Here is an 18,382-nt window from a genome sequence, read left to right as displayed (position 1 = left end):
TAGGATGAAACGGCTGGAATAGGAGATAATAGGAGGTATTATCGAATTCTGCCCTGTAACGGGCAGTTCAGCGTCATGCATGAGGAGGGAAATCGATGAACGGAAGGGAACGCCGAATAAGGAGGAATCGGCGTGTTTTTATCGTTCTGCTTGGTATGAGCGCTGTGCTTGGGATATTTGTGCTGCGGCTTGCCTGGCTGCAGCTGATGCCAGCCGCTCCGGCTACCAGCCGCAGTGTGAATTGGAAGCGGGAGGCGGTCGCGCAGCGGGAGCGGGGGCTGCTCCTTGACAGTGGGCGGGGAGATTTTGTGGACCGCAGCGGGCTGGCATTGACTGGTGAGTCGTATCAAGGACTGGCGGTATTTCCTGTGCAGAAGGAAATTCGGAATCACGGGCAGCAGCGGAGCGAAATTGAGAAGCTGGCAGCCGCGCTGGGTGTCAGTGCCGGAAAGCTCCAGGTCTGGATGGAAGGCTTGAAGGCGCCGTCATTCTGGCAGGTGGCGGGCGAGTCTGCACCGCATAAGCTCAGTAAGCAGCAGTTGGATACCATTAGCGGCTTGAGGCTGGACGGCGTCCGCATTTTGCCTTACCGGAACCGTTATCCATCCGGGTTCGATGCCAAGCACGCGATCGGCTACATCAGTCAGCATCCCGAGCTGCTTCAAACCCGATACGAGCGTGAACTGAGCAAGCGTAAGATGAAGCTGACCGATCAGGTGGGCGGAGCAGGCCTGGAAAGGTCGCTGGACGGCTTGCTCCGGGGCACCGGTGCAACTTCAGTCTCTTTTTTCACCGATGGTTCGGACAAGCCGCTTAATGGATTGGATATGCGATTAACCAGTCCGGATAACCCCTATTATCCCCTTAAGGTTGTTACGACTCTGGATTTGCCGCTGCAAAACAAGATTGAGGCATATGCCGATGCGCATGGTCTCCGTGAAGGGGCGGTCGTCGTGCTGGATGCCCATACGGGCGATATTGTCAGCATGGTTTCGCGGCCGCTGCTTGCGCCGGATTCCTTGAAAAAAACAGGAACCGACATGGCTAACCATGCGGTCAGAGCAACAACGCCTGGATCCATCTTCAAGCTGGTTACCGCCGCAGCTGCATTGGAAGCAGATCTGACGGAGGAGCGGGAAGTGTTCGAATGTGATGGAGATTACGGTCATTATGGCCTCCACTGCTGGAAGGAGGGGGGACATGGCCGACTTACACTGCATGAAGCTCTAGCCCAATCCTGCAATGTTGCCTTTGCGACAATAGCCGAACGGTTGACGCCTGCCCAGTTGGCTGTGACAGCGGACAAGCTGGGGATTGGCCGCAAGATTGGCTGGTATGATCCCCGGCCCTTCGCGCCGCTTGGAGAGCCGCTGCGGCTGCTGCAGGAGGAAGAAGCGGGGACGTTGTTCGCAGCGTTCCCCGATCATCGGGACGGCGGGCAGCTGGCGCAAACAGGAATCGGTCAGCGCGATGTCACCATGTCGCCTCTGCAGGCGGCTAATCTGGTATTGACGCTGCTTCATGGTGGACAAGTTATGGAACCGCGTCTTGTGAGTGAGATTCGTTATGCTAATGAACAGCGAATGGCTGTGCTGCCTCGCATGAATTCCTCTTCCCGGTATGGCCGTATATCGACCAAGACAGCACATGCGCTTTTAAGAGGCATGGAAGCCGTTGTCACTAACGGAACAGGCCGGTCAATCAATAGAGGCATATGGCAGGTCGCGGGCAAATCAGGCACTGCTGAGACGCTCAGAGAGGGCATCAAGCGGAACAACCAGTGGTTTGCAGGGTATGGGCCTCTGAAAGCCCCGCGTTACACGGTAGCAGTATTAGCCGAGAATCGTTCTCCCGATTCATCAAATAAGGCAACGGCCTTATTTCGCGGTGTAATGGATATCCTCGCCGAGGGGTAAGCACTCAATCACTATTCTAATCAGCAATCCTCCCCTCACGTTGTCCGCAGAGGAGGGCAGGCAAACTCCTATCTCCTCCAGCAATACGTAAGGAGAAGAACAGGGTCTAAGCAGACTCCAAACAACCGCCTCAAAAAAACGCCATCTCTGTCCCGCCAACGTTATTATGGGACGGAGTCCACCAGGCACCCCAAGTGCGCGAAAGAAAGTGTGTCCCGTAAGGGACGTAAACGGGCCAAGCAGGCAGCAGCGAGAGAGCGTTCCTGTGTAACTCTGACGTTATCGCATCCGGGTGTCCAGAGGGCCGGCGGCCCTAGGGGTCCCTCCTCTGGAGGGATTTAGGGAGGGAATGGACGAAAGAAAGTGTGTCCCGTAAGGGACGTAAACGGGCCAAGCAGGCAGCAGCGAGAGAGCGTTCCTGTGTAACTCTGACGTTATCGCATCCGGGTGTCCAGAGGGCCGGCGGCCCTAGGGGTCCCTCCTCTGGAGGGATTTAGGGAGGGAATGGACGAAAGAAAGTGTGTCCCGTAAGGGACGTAAACGGGCCAAGCAGGCAGCAGCGAGAGAGCGTTCCTGTGTAACTCTGACGTTATCGCATCCGGGTGTCCAGAGGGCCGGCGGCCCTAGGGGTCCCTCCTCTGGAGGGATTTAGGGAGGGAATGGACGAAAGAAAGTGTGTCCCGCAAGGGACGAAAAACGAGCCAGGCTGGTAGCAGCGAGAGAGCGTTCCTGTGTAACTCTGACGTTATTAAATCCGGGTGTCCAGAGGGCCGGCGGCCCTAGGGGTCCCTCCTCTGGAGGGATTTAGGGAGGACGTAATAAACAAAAAGCCGGCAACTGATCATCAATAACCAGCGACCGACTTTCCAATTTTAACCCGTAGAAGTTTCAAATAAAAGAATGCAGTATAATAATTAGGACATATATTTCATGTTGTATTCGATGTCGTACAATAGTAGTTATGCGACATAATTCACTCAAATTCGCCAATATTCGACGACTGCTTTCAAATAGAATTATAGGATATTAATCCCATTAAAACAAGCGAAAATAAATCATGCCTATTACAAAAGGACTATTATTCTGGGATATAATCATGCAGATAATCCATTACAAAGTCAGGCGCGGCTTTTTTTAATTGCTCTACAGTATGCAAATAACGTTGGGTTGTATTCATATGGGCATGCCCCAGCGTTTCCTGTACTTGCTGGAGTGAGGCTCCATTCAATAAGGCCAATGTAGCATAGGTATGCCGAAGCCAATGCGGAGTAAGTTTCTTATTGGTGACGCATCGGTCACCGGTATCGCGTATAATACGTTCGATTTGTCTCGTTGTCACAGGAAATAACACAAGCTCCGGCGCTGGTAAGCCAGGAGCAGAAATGGCTTCCACATAGCGAATGCTCAGTGACCACAAACGATTAGGGACTTTAACCTCGCGGGATTTTCCGCCTTTTGCCTTGTTGATTGTAAGCCAAATGGAGGTTTCAGAAGAATCCGCATAGAAGTCCTTCCACTTAATCCCCGTTAATTCCGACACCCTCAATCCGAGCAGGACCAAATATAACCCGATCAGATAATTTCTCATGTTTTGCCGCTTCAAGGCATTCAGCAGCTTCCCAACTTCACTTTTGGTCAAAAAATGCTTGCGGCTGTTCATGGGAACCGAGGGTAAACGAATGGATGTGGTCGGATTATGCACGAACAGATCTATATTGGAATCGCTTCCCCATTTATACATGGACTTCAGCGGTGCAATAAAGGCAGCCACACTGGCTGGCGCCAAAGGCTTTCCGGTTGCTCCCCATTTCCCTTCAATTAACCCTGTCTTAAAAGCCTCTACTTCCTGCCAGGTCACATTCTTTAGCGACTTGTACGAAATGAATTGCCGGAACCGTTCAATCGCCCGGCTGTAGTTTCTCTTCGTATTCTGGGATCTTACACAGGCGACCAGAAACATATTTATAATTTGGTCATCGCTGTAGCCGGAACTATAGGGTAAAACCACTAATTCGTTTGCTTTTTCCTCTGAGACTTTCCTCATGCTGATGCAAGCTCCTCCTCTTCATGTCGCATAACTACTATTGTACGACATCGGTTATATTTGCAATAATAATATCCTCCTAAAGTCTTATTTTTTTTATAAAGGCAGCTATTCGGAATACTAATCCTCATACGATGGTTTCTACTGACAGCAGACAAGGATGGTGCATAGCGTGAAACGTCTATATGAGGCGGATATGGAGTGGGATGTCCGCCCTAGCATTAAAGCGGAAACGATACATTGGATGAATTCGCTTGAGATCAAAAGCCCTCGGACTTATCAGCATGGTGTGAGGGTGGCTTTTCTGGCAGAGAAGTTCGCTCCGGCGCTGCAATTGGATAACAGTGAGAAGGAGATGCTGATCAGAGGCTGTTTCCTGCATGATATAGGCAAACTGTTCGTTCCATCGAGAATTCTTGAGCAGGAAGGGCCTTTGTCGGACCAGCAGTGGAAGATCATAAAGCTGCATCCTGAGCTGGGAGCGGAATTGCTGCTGGAGCAGGTATATACGGAGCAGGGAATTGTTGATCTGGTGAAGCATCATCATGAGCGGTGGGACGGCAACGGCTATCCAAGCGGGTTAAAAGGCAAGGAAATCCCCTTTCAGGCCAGGGTATGTGCGATTCTTGATGCGTTCGACTGCATGCTGACCACCCGTTCTTACCGTAAGCCGGTCACTTTTGAAGAGGCGAAGACGGAACTGATTTTGCACAAAAATAAACAGTTTGACGGAGAAATCGTTGATCTTTTTCTATCCTTGTCCGAGCAAATGTCCGATCTCTATTATTTCTTTCGCAAACGTTAAACCTTGGAATGGATGAGGTGCTGGCATTGGCCATTAAAGTATTGGTCGTGGATGACTCCGCTTTTATGAGAAATATGGTCAGCAGGTACATTAGTGAAGACAATGCGCTGGAAGTCATCGGCACCGCGCGGAATGGACTGCAGGCGATTGAGCTGACCAAGCAGCTTGCCCCGGATGTCATCACGCTCGATATCGAAATGCCGGTTATGAATGGTTTGGACGCATTGAAACGAATTATGGCGGAGAAGCCTACACCTGTTCTCATGCTGAGCTCACTGACGGAGACCGGAGCAGCGGCCACCATCAGAGCGCTTCAGTATGGGGCAGTTGATTTTATACATAAGCCCTCGGGCGCATTATCGTTCGATCTGTACAAGGTCAAGCAGGATTTGTCGGAAAAAATCAAAACGGCCGCGCAGGTTTCGTTGCGAAATTTGCTTAAGCTTAAGTACTCCCCCCTCCCCAAAAACCAGATCCCGTCTTCTAAACGAGGTTTGCCGCCCAGGCATCTTATTGCAATTGGTGCATCCACCGGCGGTCCGCAGGCTTTATTAACGGTACTCCAGGGCTTATCTGCCGATTTCCCCCATGCCATTGTCATTGTCCAACATATGCCGTCGCCGTTCACAGCGTCGCTGGCGGAGCGTTTGAATCACAACTGTTCCCTCACGGTAAGGGAAGCGGAGCATGATGCCAGGCTGGAGGGCGGGTGTGTCTATATTGCCCCGGGCGACCGGCATATGAATATTGCGGAAACCGGAGGTGTCTGCCGGATTAAGCTTCACCAGCGGCCAAGCAAAGGGCTGCATATGCCGTCCGTGCATGAATTATTCACTTCGGTCTCGGCGCTGCAGGGTCTGAAGCGGCATTTGGTCATGCTGACGGGGATGGGGAGCGACGGAGCTGAAGCATTGGCTGAGGGCAAGGCGGCAGGAGCAGCCACAACGATTGCCCAATCGAAAGAATCCTCGGTTGTATTCGGGATGCCGCGCGCGGCAATTGAAACGGGGGCGGTGGATTACATCGTAGACCTGGAAGATATCGCAGCGAAGCTGAGGGAGGTGACAGGACTGCCATCTTTATCGTTATCAAGAGAATAACCCACATCCTACGGATCGGAGCTATGCGATGCGAGTTTCAGATGAGCAGTTTGTCGAATTTGAGCTGGGCCAAGAGAATTACGCGATTCCAATCTCAGCTATTCATGAAATTATTCGAATGCAGGATATTACAGAAATCCCGAACGGCCGCAATTATGTGAAAGGCGTAATCAATTTAAGGGGGAAAATCGTTCCGATTATCCATTTAAGCCGGTTGTTCGAGCTTCAGGAAACGCCGGCAGGGAAATCAACCCGAATTGTGGTCGTCAATCACACGCTGGAGTATATAGGCATTATTGTGGATCGGGTCAATCAGGTGACCACCTTCACCGACATTCAACCTCCTCCCGAGCGGATAGGGGGAATCAACGGCAGTTATTTTGCCGGTATCGGCATTTCAACTGCAGGCTTGGTCGGCATTCTGAAAATGGATGAGGTATTGATCCAGGATAGTTAAGGCTCCCGAAACGGAAAACCCCTGAGGAGGAGCGGCGATGGACGATTTGTCAGAATTTCGGGCCGTTTATTTGGAAGAGCTCGAGGAACAGCTCCAGTGTATGGACGAAGAGGTGCTGCGCCTCGAGAAGGAAGGACAATCCGATGCTGCGATCAGCCGGTTGTTCCGCGCAGCTCATACTCTGAAAGGCTCATCAGCGGCGATGGGCTATGAAAAAATGAAAATATTGACGCATGAGATGGAGCATTTGCTGGATAATGTGAGGAACCGCAAGCTTGCCGTTAATAAGGCGATGACCAATTTGTTCTTCAAATGCTCGGATGGCATGAAGAGGCTGCAGGCCGAAATTATAAACACGAATAGCGAGCGCTCGAATATGGAGCATCTGATTCGGGAGCTGCAGTCGTTCGGCGGCATATCCCATCCAGCGGAGGCATCCGGGGTACAGCCTCAAATTGCAATCTTTACGCATGAGGTATTGCAATCCTTACAGGAGCAGGCTGAACTTGGACGCGTACCGGCATGGGTGAGCGTCACCATCTGCCAGAGCTGTGAAATGAAGCTGGCCAGGCTCAGTCTGATCGACTGCAGATTGCGGGAAACCGAAAACGTCTATTGGTCGGATACGGCATTCGAAGGCCACGATATGGAAGAAAACGTGATTCAGAACCGATGGCTGCTGTCCACAGCACTGCCGCTTGATGAGCTGGGGAGCAGAATCGGAGAAATGACGGATGTGGACGAGGTGCTCGTTGATGCTTGCGATTGGACAGAACTGCAAGCGGCGGCATCACTGGACGAGCAGGACGAGCAGGTCCGGGCTGAGTCCGAAAGCATTGCTCCACCGGGGCATTTTGAGAAAGCCAAGGGACAGACGATCCGCGTCAATGTGGAGCGGCTGGAAAATATGATGAACCTGGTAGGGGAGCTTGTCATCGCACAGACGCGCATCCAGCAGATGGAGAAAGCCTTCTATCAGAAATTTGGTCCTGATGAGGCAGTGGAAGAGCTGGGGCATTTATCCGATCATCTGACCAGGACCATCGGCGAGCTGCAGGAAAGCGTAATGAAGGTCCGCATGCTTCCCATCGAGCAGCTGTTCAACCGCTTCCCCCGGATGGTGCGGGATTTGGCTCATATCCTGCATAAAGAAGTGGAGCTCGTCATTGAGGGAAAGGAAACAGAGCTTGACCGCACCTTGATCGAAGATATTGGAGATCCGCTTATCCACCTGATCCGCAATGCCATTGATCATGGTATCGAGGAGCCAGACAAGCGTCTTGACGCCGGCAAGCCGGCAAAGGGAACGCTGCGGATCAGCGCTTCTCATGAGGATAATCAGGTGCTCATAACCATACAGGATGACGGAGCGGGCATTGATCCGGAGCGCATCCGGCAATCGGCTGTGGCAAAAGGAATCATTCAGGCTGCGGAAGCAGCTCTGCTGAAGGATCAGGATGCGGTACATCTCATCTTTCATCCGGGATTTTCAACCGCTCAACAGATAAGCGATGTATCGGGCCGTGGCGTCGGTATGGATATTGTGCGGACGGAAATTGAGCGAATGAACGGACTAATCCAGATTGAGACGAATATCGGCACAGGAACATTGTTCCGGATCCGGCTGCCGCTAACGCTGGCTATCATTACAGGCCTTCTGGTCGATATCGGCGGCCGGATTTTCATTATTCCGATGAGCAGTGTATCGGAGATTGTACGCATCGCCCCAGAGCATATCAGTACGGTCGGAGGAATGCCCGTAGTGACGATTCGCAATCAGGTCATCCCTGTCAGCTGGCTGCATGATTACTTTCACTATGAGCGCAGGGACCATCGAAGCAGGCAAATTCCAATTGTTATTGTTGGGCGCGGAGACAAGAGGATCGCACTGGCAGTTGATGAATTGATCGGCAACCAGGAGATAGTCATCAAGTCACTGGGCCGTTACATGGGGAATATTGAGGGGATTTCGGGCGGGACGATTCTGGGGGACGGCAGAGTGGGCCTGATCCTGGAGATTGGCGGAATTATCAAGCTGGTGACAAGAAGCGCGTGACGGTGCATCAATAGCGGATACCATTAAAATCATCGGGGTGGACATGTATGAAATGGTTCTATAACTTAAAAACCAGCATAAAGCTGATCTCCTCATTTCTGGTCATTGCGTGTATTCTCGCTTTTGTAGGGCTTTATGGATTAGGCAATCTGGGCAGCTTCAACACGAATCTCCAGGCCATGTATTCGGATAATTTACTGCCCGTCAATTATTTGGCGCAAACCGAGGTGGATGTGATGGAAATTCGCAAGCTTGCCCGTGATTTGTACATTGATGAGACTGCAGCAGACCGGAAACAAAACCAGGGTAGCTACGAAGCCGTCAAGGATAGGGTTACCGATCGAATGGAATTATTCAAAAATACGATGATGAGCGATGAGTCCAGGACGGCGCTTGCCCCGTTTGACAGTGCGTGGGCCGCCTATCAAAACAATTTCGCGCATCTGATTGAGCTTGCCAACGGCGATAAGAATGATGAGATGCTTGAATTTACAGAAGGAGTGCTATTGGAATCAAGCACAGCACTTGGCGCGATATTGGACAGGCTGAACGATTTGAATATCGCCCATGCGGACCAGTCCAATAATCAGAACGTCGAAATGTTCAATCAGTCGCGTAATCTGACAATCGGCATCATTATTGCTTCCATCCTACTTTGTATTGCCTTTGGTTATTATATCGCGCAAATTATTTCAAGGCCATTAAACAAGCTGGTTCAGCTGGTTGATAAGGTGGCGGTCGGCGATTTGCGCGAGAAGAATAACATCCAAACAAAGGATGAGGTGGGCAGACTCGCAGCGGCGGTCAATGATATGGTGGATAATTTGCGGAATATTGTGAGAAGCATCACCTCATCCTCTCATAGTGTTGCGGCGGCAGCCCAGCAAATATCGGCCAGCACTGAAGAAATTGCCGGTGGAACGACGAATCAGGCGACCGCTGCACAGACTATCAATGAATTGTTTATCGAGCTTTCAGCGGCCATACACTCGGTCGCACGGAATACGGAAGAAGCCTCCGAGCTTTCGGATCAAACCATCGATATTGCCAGAGAGGGAGGAGAAGTGATCACGTCCTCCATCGAAAGCATGCAGGCTGTCAGCTCCCAAATGTCCAGGCTGGAGGATGATTCACAGAAGATCGGCGAGATCATCGAGGTCATTGAGGATATTGCGGATCAGACGAATCTGCTTGCCCTTAATGCTGCTATCGAGGCTGCCCGCGCGGGTGAGCAGGGACGGGGCTTTGCAGTGGTTGCCGATGAAGTCCGCAAGCTCGCGGAGCGCAGCGGAGAGGCGACCAAACAGATTGCAGGTATCATAAAAGGCATGCAGGATAATACGAAACGAAGCGTTACGGCCGTTCAGGCCAGCTCCGACCTGTCGCGTCAAACGGGAGAATCTTTCCGGAAAATCGCGGCAATGGTGGACCAAGCCGGACAGAAGGTAACGGAGATTGCAGCGGCGAGCGAAGAACAGGCGGCACAGGCATCAACGGTACTATCGGCGGTGGAGAACATCTCGTCGGCAACAGAGGAAGCGGCGGCAAGCAGCGAAGAAACGGCCGCTACCGCTCAATCGCTCGCCCAGCTGGCTGAAGAATTGCAAGCTGCCGTCGAAGTCTTTCGATGGGACGGCAGATAATAGCGGGCTGTGAATGAACTCTGCCGGGTATAAAGTTCAGAGCTATAAGCATCTGAATCGTTTTGCAATGAATCTTCGCCCTCACACCAAGGGCCATGTCCCTTTCAATCTTGAAGGAGACATGGCCCTTTGCTTATGCACGTTTTTCGTCAAGGCATCGTTTGGGGCGGTTCTTGAGACGTCTGATCATATTCTCCCTTGGGCAAATGAATCCACCGGTGAAAATATCCCTGATCGTATAAGGCCTTGATTAAAATCATTAAAATCGGCGACAGGATCACGCCCGCTATGCCGAACAAAGAGAGCGAAATGATCATGAACGCGAGCATGGTAAAGGCGGAAACACCAAGCGTATCTCCGGTGATTTTCGGCTCAAGGATCTGTCTGGTCAGCACAACGACAAGGAATAATACCGTAAGCCATATGGCTAAAGTCGTTTGGCCAACGATGAACAAATAGATGATCCAGGGAATGAAGACCGTTCCCACGCCGAGAAGAGGGAGAACATCAAACACGGCGGAAAGCAAAGAGATAGAAAACGCATTGTCCACGCCAAGCAGCAGGAGACAAACGAATATTACGCAAAAGGTGATGGAAATCAGCTTGCCCTGCGCCTTGAGATAACCGCTTATTCCGGCAAATACATTATTGCGCAGAAAATAATAGGCGGTTTTGAACGTTCGGGGTGTTTTCTCGCTGGCCATTTTTTTCCAATCGGCAATTTCTAGGCTGAGAAAATAAGCAAGAATGATGCCGATGGCAAAATTTAAAATGAAGGTGGAGACCGATTTCAGGTAACCGCCCAGGGAAAGCAGAAAAGTAGTGGCGATTTTTTGGCCCCAGTTTGTGATGTAGCCTACAACCTCGGTTGCTTTATCGGTTAAGCCAGGCGGAAGCGCCTGCATTTTGTCTGCAAAAAATGCCGAATTTTTCTGGAATTGATCTGTGAATAATTGCTGATAATAAGGAAGCTTTTCAGCAAGTCCGGTAATTTGGGATGTCATAATGAATCCTGCCCCTACAAATGCTCCAAGAATAATAAGCGTGAAAATAAGCACGGATATAGCGGCTGCAATTGATCTTCGAATACCGATTCTGGTCATCCATCTGGTTGGCGGTTCAATAAACATAAAGATAACGAAGCAGAGGAATATCGGAGTCGCAATGCGGTACACATAACTGAAGGCCAGCATGATCAGGTACACGGTAAGCACGATCAGCGCAATATCAAAAGCGGTGCGCCAATATTTTTGGTAGAAGGAAATCATTTTTTTACTCCTTTGCACATATGATGCTTGAATATCCCTCATGATTGTACACTAATTTTCTAGAGTTTCCCAATATTTCTTTCAATTAGTCACAAGGAAAAAACAAAGGCTTAACATCAAACCATAGCCGTTTTCGTCAGCATTATGTTACAATGAAACGAGGGAACATTAGTGCTCCGTCTACCAGTATTAGCAGGGATATAAACTAGGGTGGTGGGGATAGAGATATGGAAAACTTCCTGCTATGGGGCTTTTATATTTTGACGTTTTATGCTTTTCTTCCGGGGATTATAAGCCGAACCTTCGGCTTTCGAGTGTTTAAGAAGGGACTTGCCAGTCATGAAATTGCTCTTACATTCGATGATGGACCGGATCCAAAATATACCCCTTTACTGCTTGACTTGTTAAAGCGTTACAATGCAAAAGCCACATTTTTTGTTGTCGGCATTCATGCGGAGAAGCATCCAGAACTGCTCAAACGCATGCATGATGAAGGTCACATTATCGGGATTCATAATTATGTCCATAAGTCCAACTGGTTCATGCGTCCAAGAACGGTTACAAGACAAATTCACCGCACGTCGGAGCTGATCAAACAGGCAACGGGAGCTCCTTCCGCGTATTATCGGCCTCCCTGGGGAATCGTGAATTTATTTGATTTCTCCAATATGGGACATTTGCAGATTATATTATGGTCATCCCTGTTCGGCGATTGGCGCAAAAGAGTTGGTGTCAGACGCTTGAAGAAGCGGCTGATGAAAAAACTCCGCCCTGGCGAGATCATCTTGCTGCATGACTGCGGCGCGACATTCGGCGCGGATCTTGAGGCTCCGGCCAATATGCTGGAGGCTTTGGAGACTTATCTCGAAGAGGGCGTGAACCGGGGCTATAGGTTCGTGGCCATTAACGAAATGATCGCCATTACGGACCGGCACAAAACAAGCCGCCGCGCTCTTGGATGGCTGAAGCGTTCTTCCATTGCCTGCTGGATGGGCTGGGAGAAAATTTTTCATTTCCTTTTCCGGGTAAAATCCGGCGGGGAGGATTCCATCTTTCATATCCGGGTTGTTCCTTACCGCGGAGAGCCGCTTATGCTTTCAGACGGTCAGGTCATCAAGGATAAGGATGAGGTTATCGAGCTGCATTTTGACAACAACAAGCTGTTCCAATTGATGACGGAAGCCCGCTCCATGATGCATGTTGCCATTCGTCTTATCCGTGAAGTGGAGAAAGGAATGCCCAAGCTTGCCGCTCAAATTGCGGGACGACAGGAATTCGAGCATGTTCAGGGCTTGTATGGAATCAGCATGATTAACCGGGGCGCAGAGCAGTTCGGGTTTAGCGTGCTGGATCTGCCCAAGGGCTTATTCGATAAAATGACACGGATTTACTTAAAGCTTCTTCTGAGGGTGCTGCATCCTTCAGGGAAACGCAGAATTAAAGAGCAAGGCAGCAAGCTGACACCACGAATTATTGCCATGTCGATGGAGGAGTTCTGGCATCGATACGGCAAGGGGGATGACTTTACTTCCAAGTGGACTGCTGCAGCCGACTTCGATGACAAGCTGCAAACGCCGGGTCGGCCGGCAGTATCGCATGCCGTCTATGACAATGGAAATGCCGCCAGGGAATATACTCCTTGACGGCATTTCTTTTTGTTTTGCTGCCAAGAGAGTCATGTATGCAAAAAAGCGCTTTGCTTCTGGCATTTAAATGCCGGAGGCAAAGCGTTTTTTCAATAGCGAGGAAAGCTTTGGAGCTTTCCTGTGCGCAAGCTACATTTTCATGACGCCGCCGGTGCTGGCATTGGTTACAAGGTAGGAATACCGGGCCAGGTAACCTCTTTTGATTTTTTGCTCGAAGCCTTTCCAGTTGGCTTTGCGCTGCTCGAACTCTTCATCGCTGATAAGCAGATTCATCGTACGGTTGTTCATATCCAGCTCAATGAGATCACCGTCGTTGACGAAAGCAATCGGGCCGCCTTCGGCAGCTTCCGGTGACACATGGCCGATACTGATGCCGCGCGAGGCGCCGGAGAAGCGTCCGTCCGTTACGAGACCTACTTTGGCGCCAAGTCCCATACCGACGATTTGCGAAGTTGGAGCCAGCATCTCAGGCATGCCCGGTCCGCCTTTAGGACCTTCATAACGGATTACGACTACATGGCCTTCCTTGACCTTGCCGCCCGCAATGCCTGCAAGTGCTTCGTCCTGGGAATCAAAGCAGATGGCCGGTCCCTTCAGATAACCGCCAACCGATTTGTCTACTGCGCCTACTTTGATAATCGCGCCGCCTGGCGCAAGATTGCCGAACAGAACGGCTAGTCCGCCGCGTTCGCTATGCGGGTTGTCCAGGGTGCGGATGACATCCTTGTCCAGAATCTCGGCCCCGGCTACATTCTCGCGAAGGGTTTTGCCGGTAACGGTGATAACGTCGCCAGTAAGTGCGCCTTCTTTCTTGAACAGCTCGTTGATAATGGCGCTTACGCCGCCGGCATTATGCACATCTTCAATATGGTAATCGGAAGCGGGAGCAACCTTGGCCAGATGGGGAACCCGGCTTGCCACTTCGTTGATACGTTCGATCGGATATTCGATTCCGGCTTCATGTGCGATAGCCAGAGTATGGAGAACGGTATTGGTGGATCCGCCCATCGCCATATCCAGCGCAAAAGCGTTATCGATGGATTCGATGGTTACGATATCGCGCGGCTTGATATCAAGCTCGATAAGATTCATCAACTGACGGGCAGCTTGCTTGACGAATTCTTTACGTTCAGGGGAGACCGCCAGAATCGTTCCGTTGCCTGGAAGAGCAAGTCCCAGACCCTCGGCCAGACAGTTCATGGAATTGGCTGTGAACATGCCCGAACAGGATCCGCAGGTTGGACAGCCGTATTGCTCAAGCTCCTGCAGAGCGGCATCGTCGATTTTACCCGCTTGGTGCGCGCCTACGCCTTCAAATACGCTGGAGAGTGAAATCGAACGGCCGTCCGCCGTTTTACCGGCTTTCATCGGTCCGCCGCTGACGAGCATAGTCGGGATATTGACGCGCAGGGCGCCCATGATCATGCCTGGCGTGATTTTGTCGCAGTTGGGAATACAGACCATGCCGTCGAACCAGTGGGCATTAACGACCGTTTCTACGGAATCGGCGATAATCTCGCGGCTTGCCAATGAATAGCGCATACCGATATGGCCCATAGCGATGCCGTCGTCGACGCCGATCGTGTTGAACTCAAACGGCACTCCGCCTGCTTCGCGGATCGCTTCTTTTACCAGCTTGCCGAATTCCTGAAGATGCATATGACCTGGAATAATATCAATATACGAGTTGCATACTGCAATAAACGGTTTGTTGAAATCTTCTTCCTTAACTCCGGCAGCGCGCAGCAAGCTGCGGTGAGGAGCGCGGTCGAACCCCTTTTTGATCATATCTGAACGCATTTTCTGTGTCGCCATGCATGTCCCTCCAATGTGTAAGTAAGTGCCGTTTTAGCGGCTGTTTCAGCCAGCAAAAGTTTCTTCCGTAAAGGCCAATTTGCGCAAGATCAATGCCTTTAAGTTTATCACAATGCAAACGCTATGACTAGTATTGGCAAGGCCTGAGCAAAAAGAGGGAAGCTATGAAAGCTGTGCAATTTTGAGAGAGGAACATGGGAGTCAACCGTTAGTTAATGTCATTAAATCTAACATCGAATGTTTACTTGACGCCATTCGGCCGTTATAATGTAAGAAAGCTTAACTGCTTGTTGATGGATTGAGGAAGAGATACTACATTTATGAGGTGAACCCATGCAGTTGACTGAACGCGAGAAGGAAAAATTGCTCATCACTATCGCTGCTGATTTGGCGCGCAGACGTCTCGGGAGAGGGGTTAAGCTGAATTATCCGGAGAGCGTGGCGCTCATCACTTCCGAGATCATGGAGGGCGCCCGCGACGGGCTGACTGTGGCCCAGTTGATGGAACAAGGCACCCGCATCCTATCTCACGAGCAAGTCATGAGCGGCGTGGCTGAAATGATTCATGAGGTGCAGGTGGAAGCTACCTTTCCAGACGGCACGAAGCTTGTGACGATTCACCATCCCATTGCCCATCCATGAACTCATTCCCTTTACTGACAGAGGTTGTTTTTAACAAAAGCAATATTTGTAATCGTATATGAACATGAGTTGTTGCCCGGCAAAACCTCAAGTTAAGGAAGGTGATGTCATGATACCTGGAGAATACCGTACTCTGCCTGGCGAAATTGAATTGAATGCAGGCAGGGCAAGAGCGGAGCTTATAGTTGTAAATACAGGCGACAGACCGGTGCAGGTCGGATCGCATTTTCATTTTTTTGAGGTGAACCGCGGGCTGGAGTTCGACCGCGAGGCGGCGTTTGGCATGCGGCTTGATATTCCGGCAGGAACGGCTGTCCGATTCGAGCCTGGCGAGGAAAAGCCGGTGCACCTGGTGGAGCTCGGCGGGCTGAAACGCTCGTTTGGCTTGAATGGTCTGACGCACGGACCTGCTGTTCGGGGAGATATGCCGGATGAGGTACGGGCAAGGCTGGCCGCATGGAAGGGAGAGCCGTCATGACCCAGATGGATCGCAGAAGCTATGCGCAAATGTTCGGACCTACCACCGGCGATGCCGTACGCCTTGCAGACACGGAGCTGTGGGCGCAGATTGAACAGGATTATACGGTCTATGGAGATGAATGCAAATTCGGCGGAGGCAAGGTCATTCGTGACGGAATGGGACAATCCAGCGGGGCGCTCCGCGATGATGGCGTATTGGATACCCTGATCACCAATGCGATCATCATCGACCACTGGGGCATCGTAAAAGGCGATATCGGCATTCGCGACGGTCTGATTGTCGGAATAGGCAAAGCGGGCAATCCGGATATTATGGACGGTGTGATGCCGAACATGGTCGTCGGCGCCAGCACGGAAGTGATCGCCGGCGAAGGCAAAATTGTTACGGCGGGCGGGATTGACTCGCATATCCATTTTATTTGCCCGCAGCAGATTGAGACGGCGCTTTCCTCCGGCGTGACGACGATGATCGGCGGCGGCACGGGACCGGCTACGGGGACGAATGCCACCACCTGCACGCCGGGTGCCTGGCATATGCGGCGCATGCTGGAAGCGGCAGAAGCATTCCCCATGAATCTGGGATTCACCGGGAAGGGAAATGCGTCCTTCACCGGTCCGCTGATCGAGCAGATTGAAGCGGGCGCGATCGGCCTTAAGCTGCATGAGGATTGGGGAACGACTCCGGCGGCGATTGATACCTGTCTTGCGGCAGCCGAGCAGTATGATATCCAGGTCGCCATTCATACGGATACGCTCAATGAAGCCGGGTTTCTGGAGGATACGCTTGGAGCGTTCAAAGGAAGGACGATTCATACCTATCATACGGAGGGCGCCGGAGGCGGCCATGCCCCGGATATTATCCGTGCTGCCGGAGAGCTGAATGTGCTTCCGTCCTCGACGAATCCAACCCGTCCTTTTACAATCAACACCATTGAAGAGCATTTGGACATGCTTATGGTATGTCATCACCTGGACAGCAGCATCCCCGAGGATGTGGCCTTCGCCGATTCGCGGATTCGTCCGGAGACGATCGCCGCGGAGGATATTTTGCATGATATGGGCGTGTTCAGCATGATCAGCTCCGATTCCCAGGCCATGGGGCGGGTAGGCGAGGTTATCATCCGGACATGGCAGACAGCGGATAAAATGAAGCGGCAGCGCGGACCGCTTGCCCCGGATACGACAGCCGACGCGGACAACTTCCGCATCAAACGCTATATTGCCAAGTATACGATCAATCCGGCGATCACACATGGCGTCTCGCATTTGGTGGGCTCCATCGAACCGGGAAAGTTCGCCGATCTGGTGGTCTGGAGTCCCATGTTCTTCGGCGTTAAGCCGGATATGGTGCTCAAGGGCGGAACGATTGCTTTTGCCCAGATGGGCGATCCCAATGCTTCCATTCCGACACCGCAGCCGGTATTTGGACGAATGATGTTTGGCGCTTTCGGCAAAGCCAATTCGAACAGCTCCATCACATTTGTTTCACAGGCCGCTTATGACCGCGGAATTGCCCGGGAGCTTGGCCTGTCCAAGCGGGTGGAACCTGTACGGGGTTGCCGCAGCGTGACGAAGAAAGACATGATCCATAACGATGCGACGCCGAAAATCGAGGTGGATCCCGAGACGTATGAGGTGAAGGTGGACGGTGTTCCCGCTACTTGCGAGCCTGCAGAGGTTCTGCCGATGGCGCAGCGGTATTTCTTATTTTGATGAGGTGAGGGCATGGGTATGAATATAGAGGAAGCTCGGGTCGGGGGCGGTCCTGGAGTTCTGCCCTGGCTGGCGCTTCAGCAGCTGCTGGATTCGGCCCTGCCCATTGGCGGCTTCTCCCATTCATTCGGTCTTGAAACCCTCGTACAAGAGGGTCAACTGATCACGGGCGCGCAGCTGGAGGCTTATGTGACCGCGATGCTGTACCAAAGCTGGTCCACGGCAGACGCTATGGTGATTAAGGCGGTTTACCGCTGCGCGTCTGTTGGCGACTGGGAGCCTCTATGGGCGGTTGAACATCTTGTACATGTGCAGCGGGCCGCGCAGGAAACCCGCACAGGCGTGCAAAAGATGGGCCGCAGGCTGCTGCAGCTCACAGCCCAGGTCTATCCGCAGCTGGATTGGTCGCCGCTTACTGAAGGCCTGCGAGGGGGCCGCTGTCTGGCTACGCACCCGCTTGTTTTCGGCTACGCCTGCAGCAAGCTTGGGATCACGCTGGAGCAGTCCGTACAGGGCTATCTGTATGCCTGTGTGGTGACCTGCATCAACAGCGCGCTTCGGCTGATGTCCATCGGACAGACGGAAGGGCAGAAGCTTATCGCGCGCCTTGCATCCCATACTGGCCGTGCCTGGTCTGTTGTGAAGGGAATGGAGCCGGAGGACGCCTACACAAATATGCCGATGGCCGAAATTGCCATGATCAGGCATGAGACCCTCTATTCCCGATTGTTCATGTCTTAACAGGGTAAGCTCAAGGAACGCTTAGTCAAACAGGATTTACTAATCATTTTGGGAGG

14 protein-coding genes are annotated in these 18,382 nt (G+C 51.7%); 11 read left to right on the top strand and 3 right to left on the bottom strand.

The features are described from left to right. Positions 1-95: 95 nt before the first annotated feature. Positions 96-1,916, top strand: a complete 1,821-nt coding sequence (locus tag ACFOLF_RS08870) for a peptidoglycan D,D-transpeptidase FtsI family protein (protein ID WP_210046935.1) — start codon at positions 96-98, stop codon at positions 1,914-1,916. 1,078 nt (positions 1,917-2,994) lie between these two features. On the opposite strand, the gene ACFOLF_RS08865 is transcribed toward ACFOLF_RS08870, so the two are convergent. Further along, positions 2,995-3,960, bottom strand: coding sequence for a tyrosine-type recombinase/integrase (locus ACFOLF_RS08865; RefSeq protein WP_210047219.1), 966 nt, complete (start codon positions 3,958-3,960; stop codon positions 2,995-2,997). 172 nt (positions 3,961-4,132) lie between these two features. On the opposite strand from ACFOLF_RS08865, the gene ACFOLF_RS08860 reads away from it, so the two are divergent. The 5 genes from ACFOLF_RS08860 to ACFOLF_RS08840 are packed head-to-tail and all read left to right on the top strand — an operon-like array spanning position 4,133 to position 10,021. Next, on the top strand, positions 4,133-4,765 hold the full coding sequence (locus ACFOLF_RS08860) for an HD-GYP domain-containing protein (RefSeq protein ID WP_379113984.1): 633 nt from the start codon (positions 4,133-4,135) through the stop codon (positions 4,763-4,765). An 8-nt stretch (positions 4,766-4,773) separates the two neighbouring features. Beyond that, a complete protein-coding gene (locus tag ACFOLF_RS08855) occupies positions 4,774-5,865 on the top strand; it encodes a protein-glutamate methylesterase/protein-glutamine glutaminase (RefSeq protein WP_210038062.1) in 1,092 nt (363 codons plus the stop codon). A 28-nt stretch (positions 5,866-5,893) separates the two neighbouring features. Next, complete coding sequence (locus ACFOLF_RS08850) at positions 5,894-6,322, top strand: chemotaxis protein CheW (RefSeq protein ID WP_210038061.1); 429 nt, start codon at positions 5,894-5,896, stop codon at positions 6,320-6,322. 37 nt (positions 6,323-6,359) lie between these two features. Beyond that, a complete protein-coding gene (locus tag ACFOLF_RS08845) occupies positions 6,360-8,378 on the top strand; it encodes a chemotaxis protein CheA (RefSeq protein ID WP_210038060.1) in 2,019 nt (672 codons plus the stop codon). A gap of 47 nt (positions 8,379-8,425) precedes the next feature. Next, complete coding sequence (locus ACFOLF_RS08840; RefSeq protein WP_210038059.1) at positions 8,426-10,021, top strand: methyl-accepting chemotaxis protein; 1,596 nt, start codon at positions 8,426-8,428, stop codon at positions 10,019-10,021. Between the two features lie 149 nt (positions 10,022-10,170). Here the strand turns inward: ACFOLF_RS08840 and ytvI are convergent, their stop codons facing one another. Further along, a complete protein-coding gene (ytvI, locus tag ACFOLF_RS08835; RefSeq protein ID WP_210038058.1) occupies positions 10,171-11,289 on the bottom strand; it encodes a sporulation integral membrane protein YtvI in 1,119 nt (372 codons plus the stop codon). A gap of 227 nt (positions 11,290-11,516) precedes the next feature. Between ytvI and ACFOLF_RS08830 the strand changes: the two genes are divergently transcribed. Then, entirely contained in the window at positions 11,517-12,932 is a 1,416-nt protein-coding gene (locus tag ACFOLF_RS08830) for a polysaccharide deacetylase family protein (protein WP_210038057.1), read from the top strand. A gap of 132 nt (positions 12,933-13,064) precedes the next feature. Here ACFOLF_RS08830 and ilvD read toward each other — a convergent pair whose 3' ends face one another. Next, positions 13,065-14,750, bottom strand: coding sequence for a dihydroxy-acid dehydratase (gene ilvD, locus ACFOLF_RS08825; protein ID WP_210038056.1), 1,686 nt, complete (start codon positions 14,748-14,750; stop codon positions 13,065-13,067). 333 nt (positions 14,751-15,083) lie between these two features. Here ilvD and ACFOLF_RS08820 point away from each other — a divergent pair, with 333 nt between their 5' ends. The 4 genes from ACFOLF_RS08820 to ACFOLF_RS08805 all read left to right on the top strand — a co-directional run bounded on the left by ACFOLF_RS08820 (position 15,084) and on the right by ACFOLF_RS08805 (position 18,326). Further along, complete coding sequence (locus ACFOLF_RS08820) at positions 15,084-15,392, top strand: urease subunit gamma (protein ID WP_210038055.1); 309 nt, start codon at positions 15,084-15,086, stop codon at positions 15,390-15,392. Positions 15,393-15,501: 109 nt separating this feature from the next. Then, entirely contained in the window at positions 15,502-15,870 is a 369-nt protein-coding gene (locus tag ACFOLF_RS08815) for an urease subunit beta (protein ID WP_210038054.1), read from the top strand. After that, positions 15,867-17,585, top strand: coding sequence for an urease subunit alpha (gene ureC / locus ACFOLF_RS08810; protein ID WP_210038053.1), 1,719 nt, complete (start codon positions 15,867-15,869; stop codon positions 17,583-17,585). The genes ACFOLF_RS08815 and ureC overlap by 4 nt, the downstream gene beginning before the upstream one ends. A 12-nt stretch (positions 17,586-17,597) precedes the next feature. Further along, on the top strand, positions 17,598-18,326 hold the full coding sequence (locus tag ACFOLF_RS08805; protein WP_379113988.1) for an urease accessory protein UreF: 729 nt from the start codon (positions 17,598-17,600) through the stop codon (positions 18,324-18,326). The last annotated feature ends 56 nt before the right edge of the window (positions 18,327-18,382 follow it).

It is taken from the genome of Paenibacillus sepulcri (assembly GCF_042647105.1).
Taxonomy (GTDB): Bacteria; Bacillota; Bacilli; order Paenibacillales; family Paenibacillaceae; genus Paenibacillus_Z; species Paenibacillus_Z sepulcri.
Note: the sequence above shows the minus strand (reverse complement) of the source record. Positions and strands in the feature narration are given on the sequence as shown.

Coding starts and splice junctions, on each gene's coding strand:
- ACFOLF_RS08870 (WP_210046935.1), top strand. CDS start 96: ATGAACGGAAGGGAACGCCGAATAAGGAGGAATCGGCGTGTTTTTATC.
- ACFOLF_RS08865 (WP_210047219.1), bottom strand. CDS start 3,960: ATGAGGAAAGTCTCAGAGGAAAAAGCAAACGAATTAGTGGTTTTACCC.
- ACFOLF_RS08855 (WP_210038062.1), top strand. CDS start 4,774: ATGGATGAGGTGCTGGCATTGGCCATTAAAGTATTGGTCGTGGATGAC.
- ACFOLF_RS08850 (WP_210038061.1), top strand. CDS start 5,894: ATGCGAGTTTCAGATGAGCAGTTTGTCGAATTTGAGCTGGGCCAAGAG.
- ACFOLF_RS08845 (WP_210038060.1), top strand. CDS start 6,360: ATGGACGATTTGTCAGAATTTCGGGCCGTTTATTTGGAAGAGCTCGAG.
- ACFOLF_RS08840 (WP_210038059.1), top strand. CDS start 8,426: ATGAAATGGTTCTATAACTTAAAAACCAGCATAAAGCTGATCTCCTCA.
- ytvI (WP_210038058.1), bottom strand. CDS start 11,289: ATGATTTCCTTCTACCAAAAATATTGGCGCACCGCTTTTGATATTGCG.
- ACFOLF_RS08830 (WP_210038057.1), top strand. CDS start 11,517: ATGGAAAACTTCCTGCTATGGGGCTTTTATATTTTGACGTTTTATGCT.
- ilvD (WP_210038056.1), bottom strand. CDS start 14,750: ATGGCGACACAGAAAATGCGTTCAGATATGATCAAAAAGGGGTTCGAC.
- ACFOLF_RS08820 (WP_210038055.1), top strand. CDS start 15,084: ATGCAGTTGACTGAACGCGAGAAGGAAAAATTGCTCATCACTATCGCT.
- ACFOLF_RS08815 (WP_210038054.1), top strand. CDS start 15,502: ATGATACCTGGAGAATACCGTACTCTGCCTGGCGAAATTGAATTGAAT.
- ureC (WP_210038053.1), top strand. CDS start 15,867: ATGACCCAGATGGATCGCAGAAGCTATGCGCAAATGTTCGGACCTACC.
- ACFOLF_RS08805 (WP_379113988.1), top strand. CDS start 17,598: ATGGGTATGAATATAGAGGAAGCTCGGGTCGGGGGCGGTCCTGGAGTT.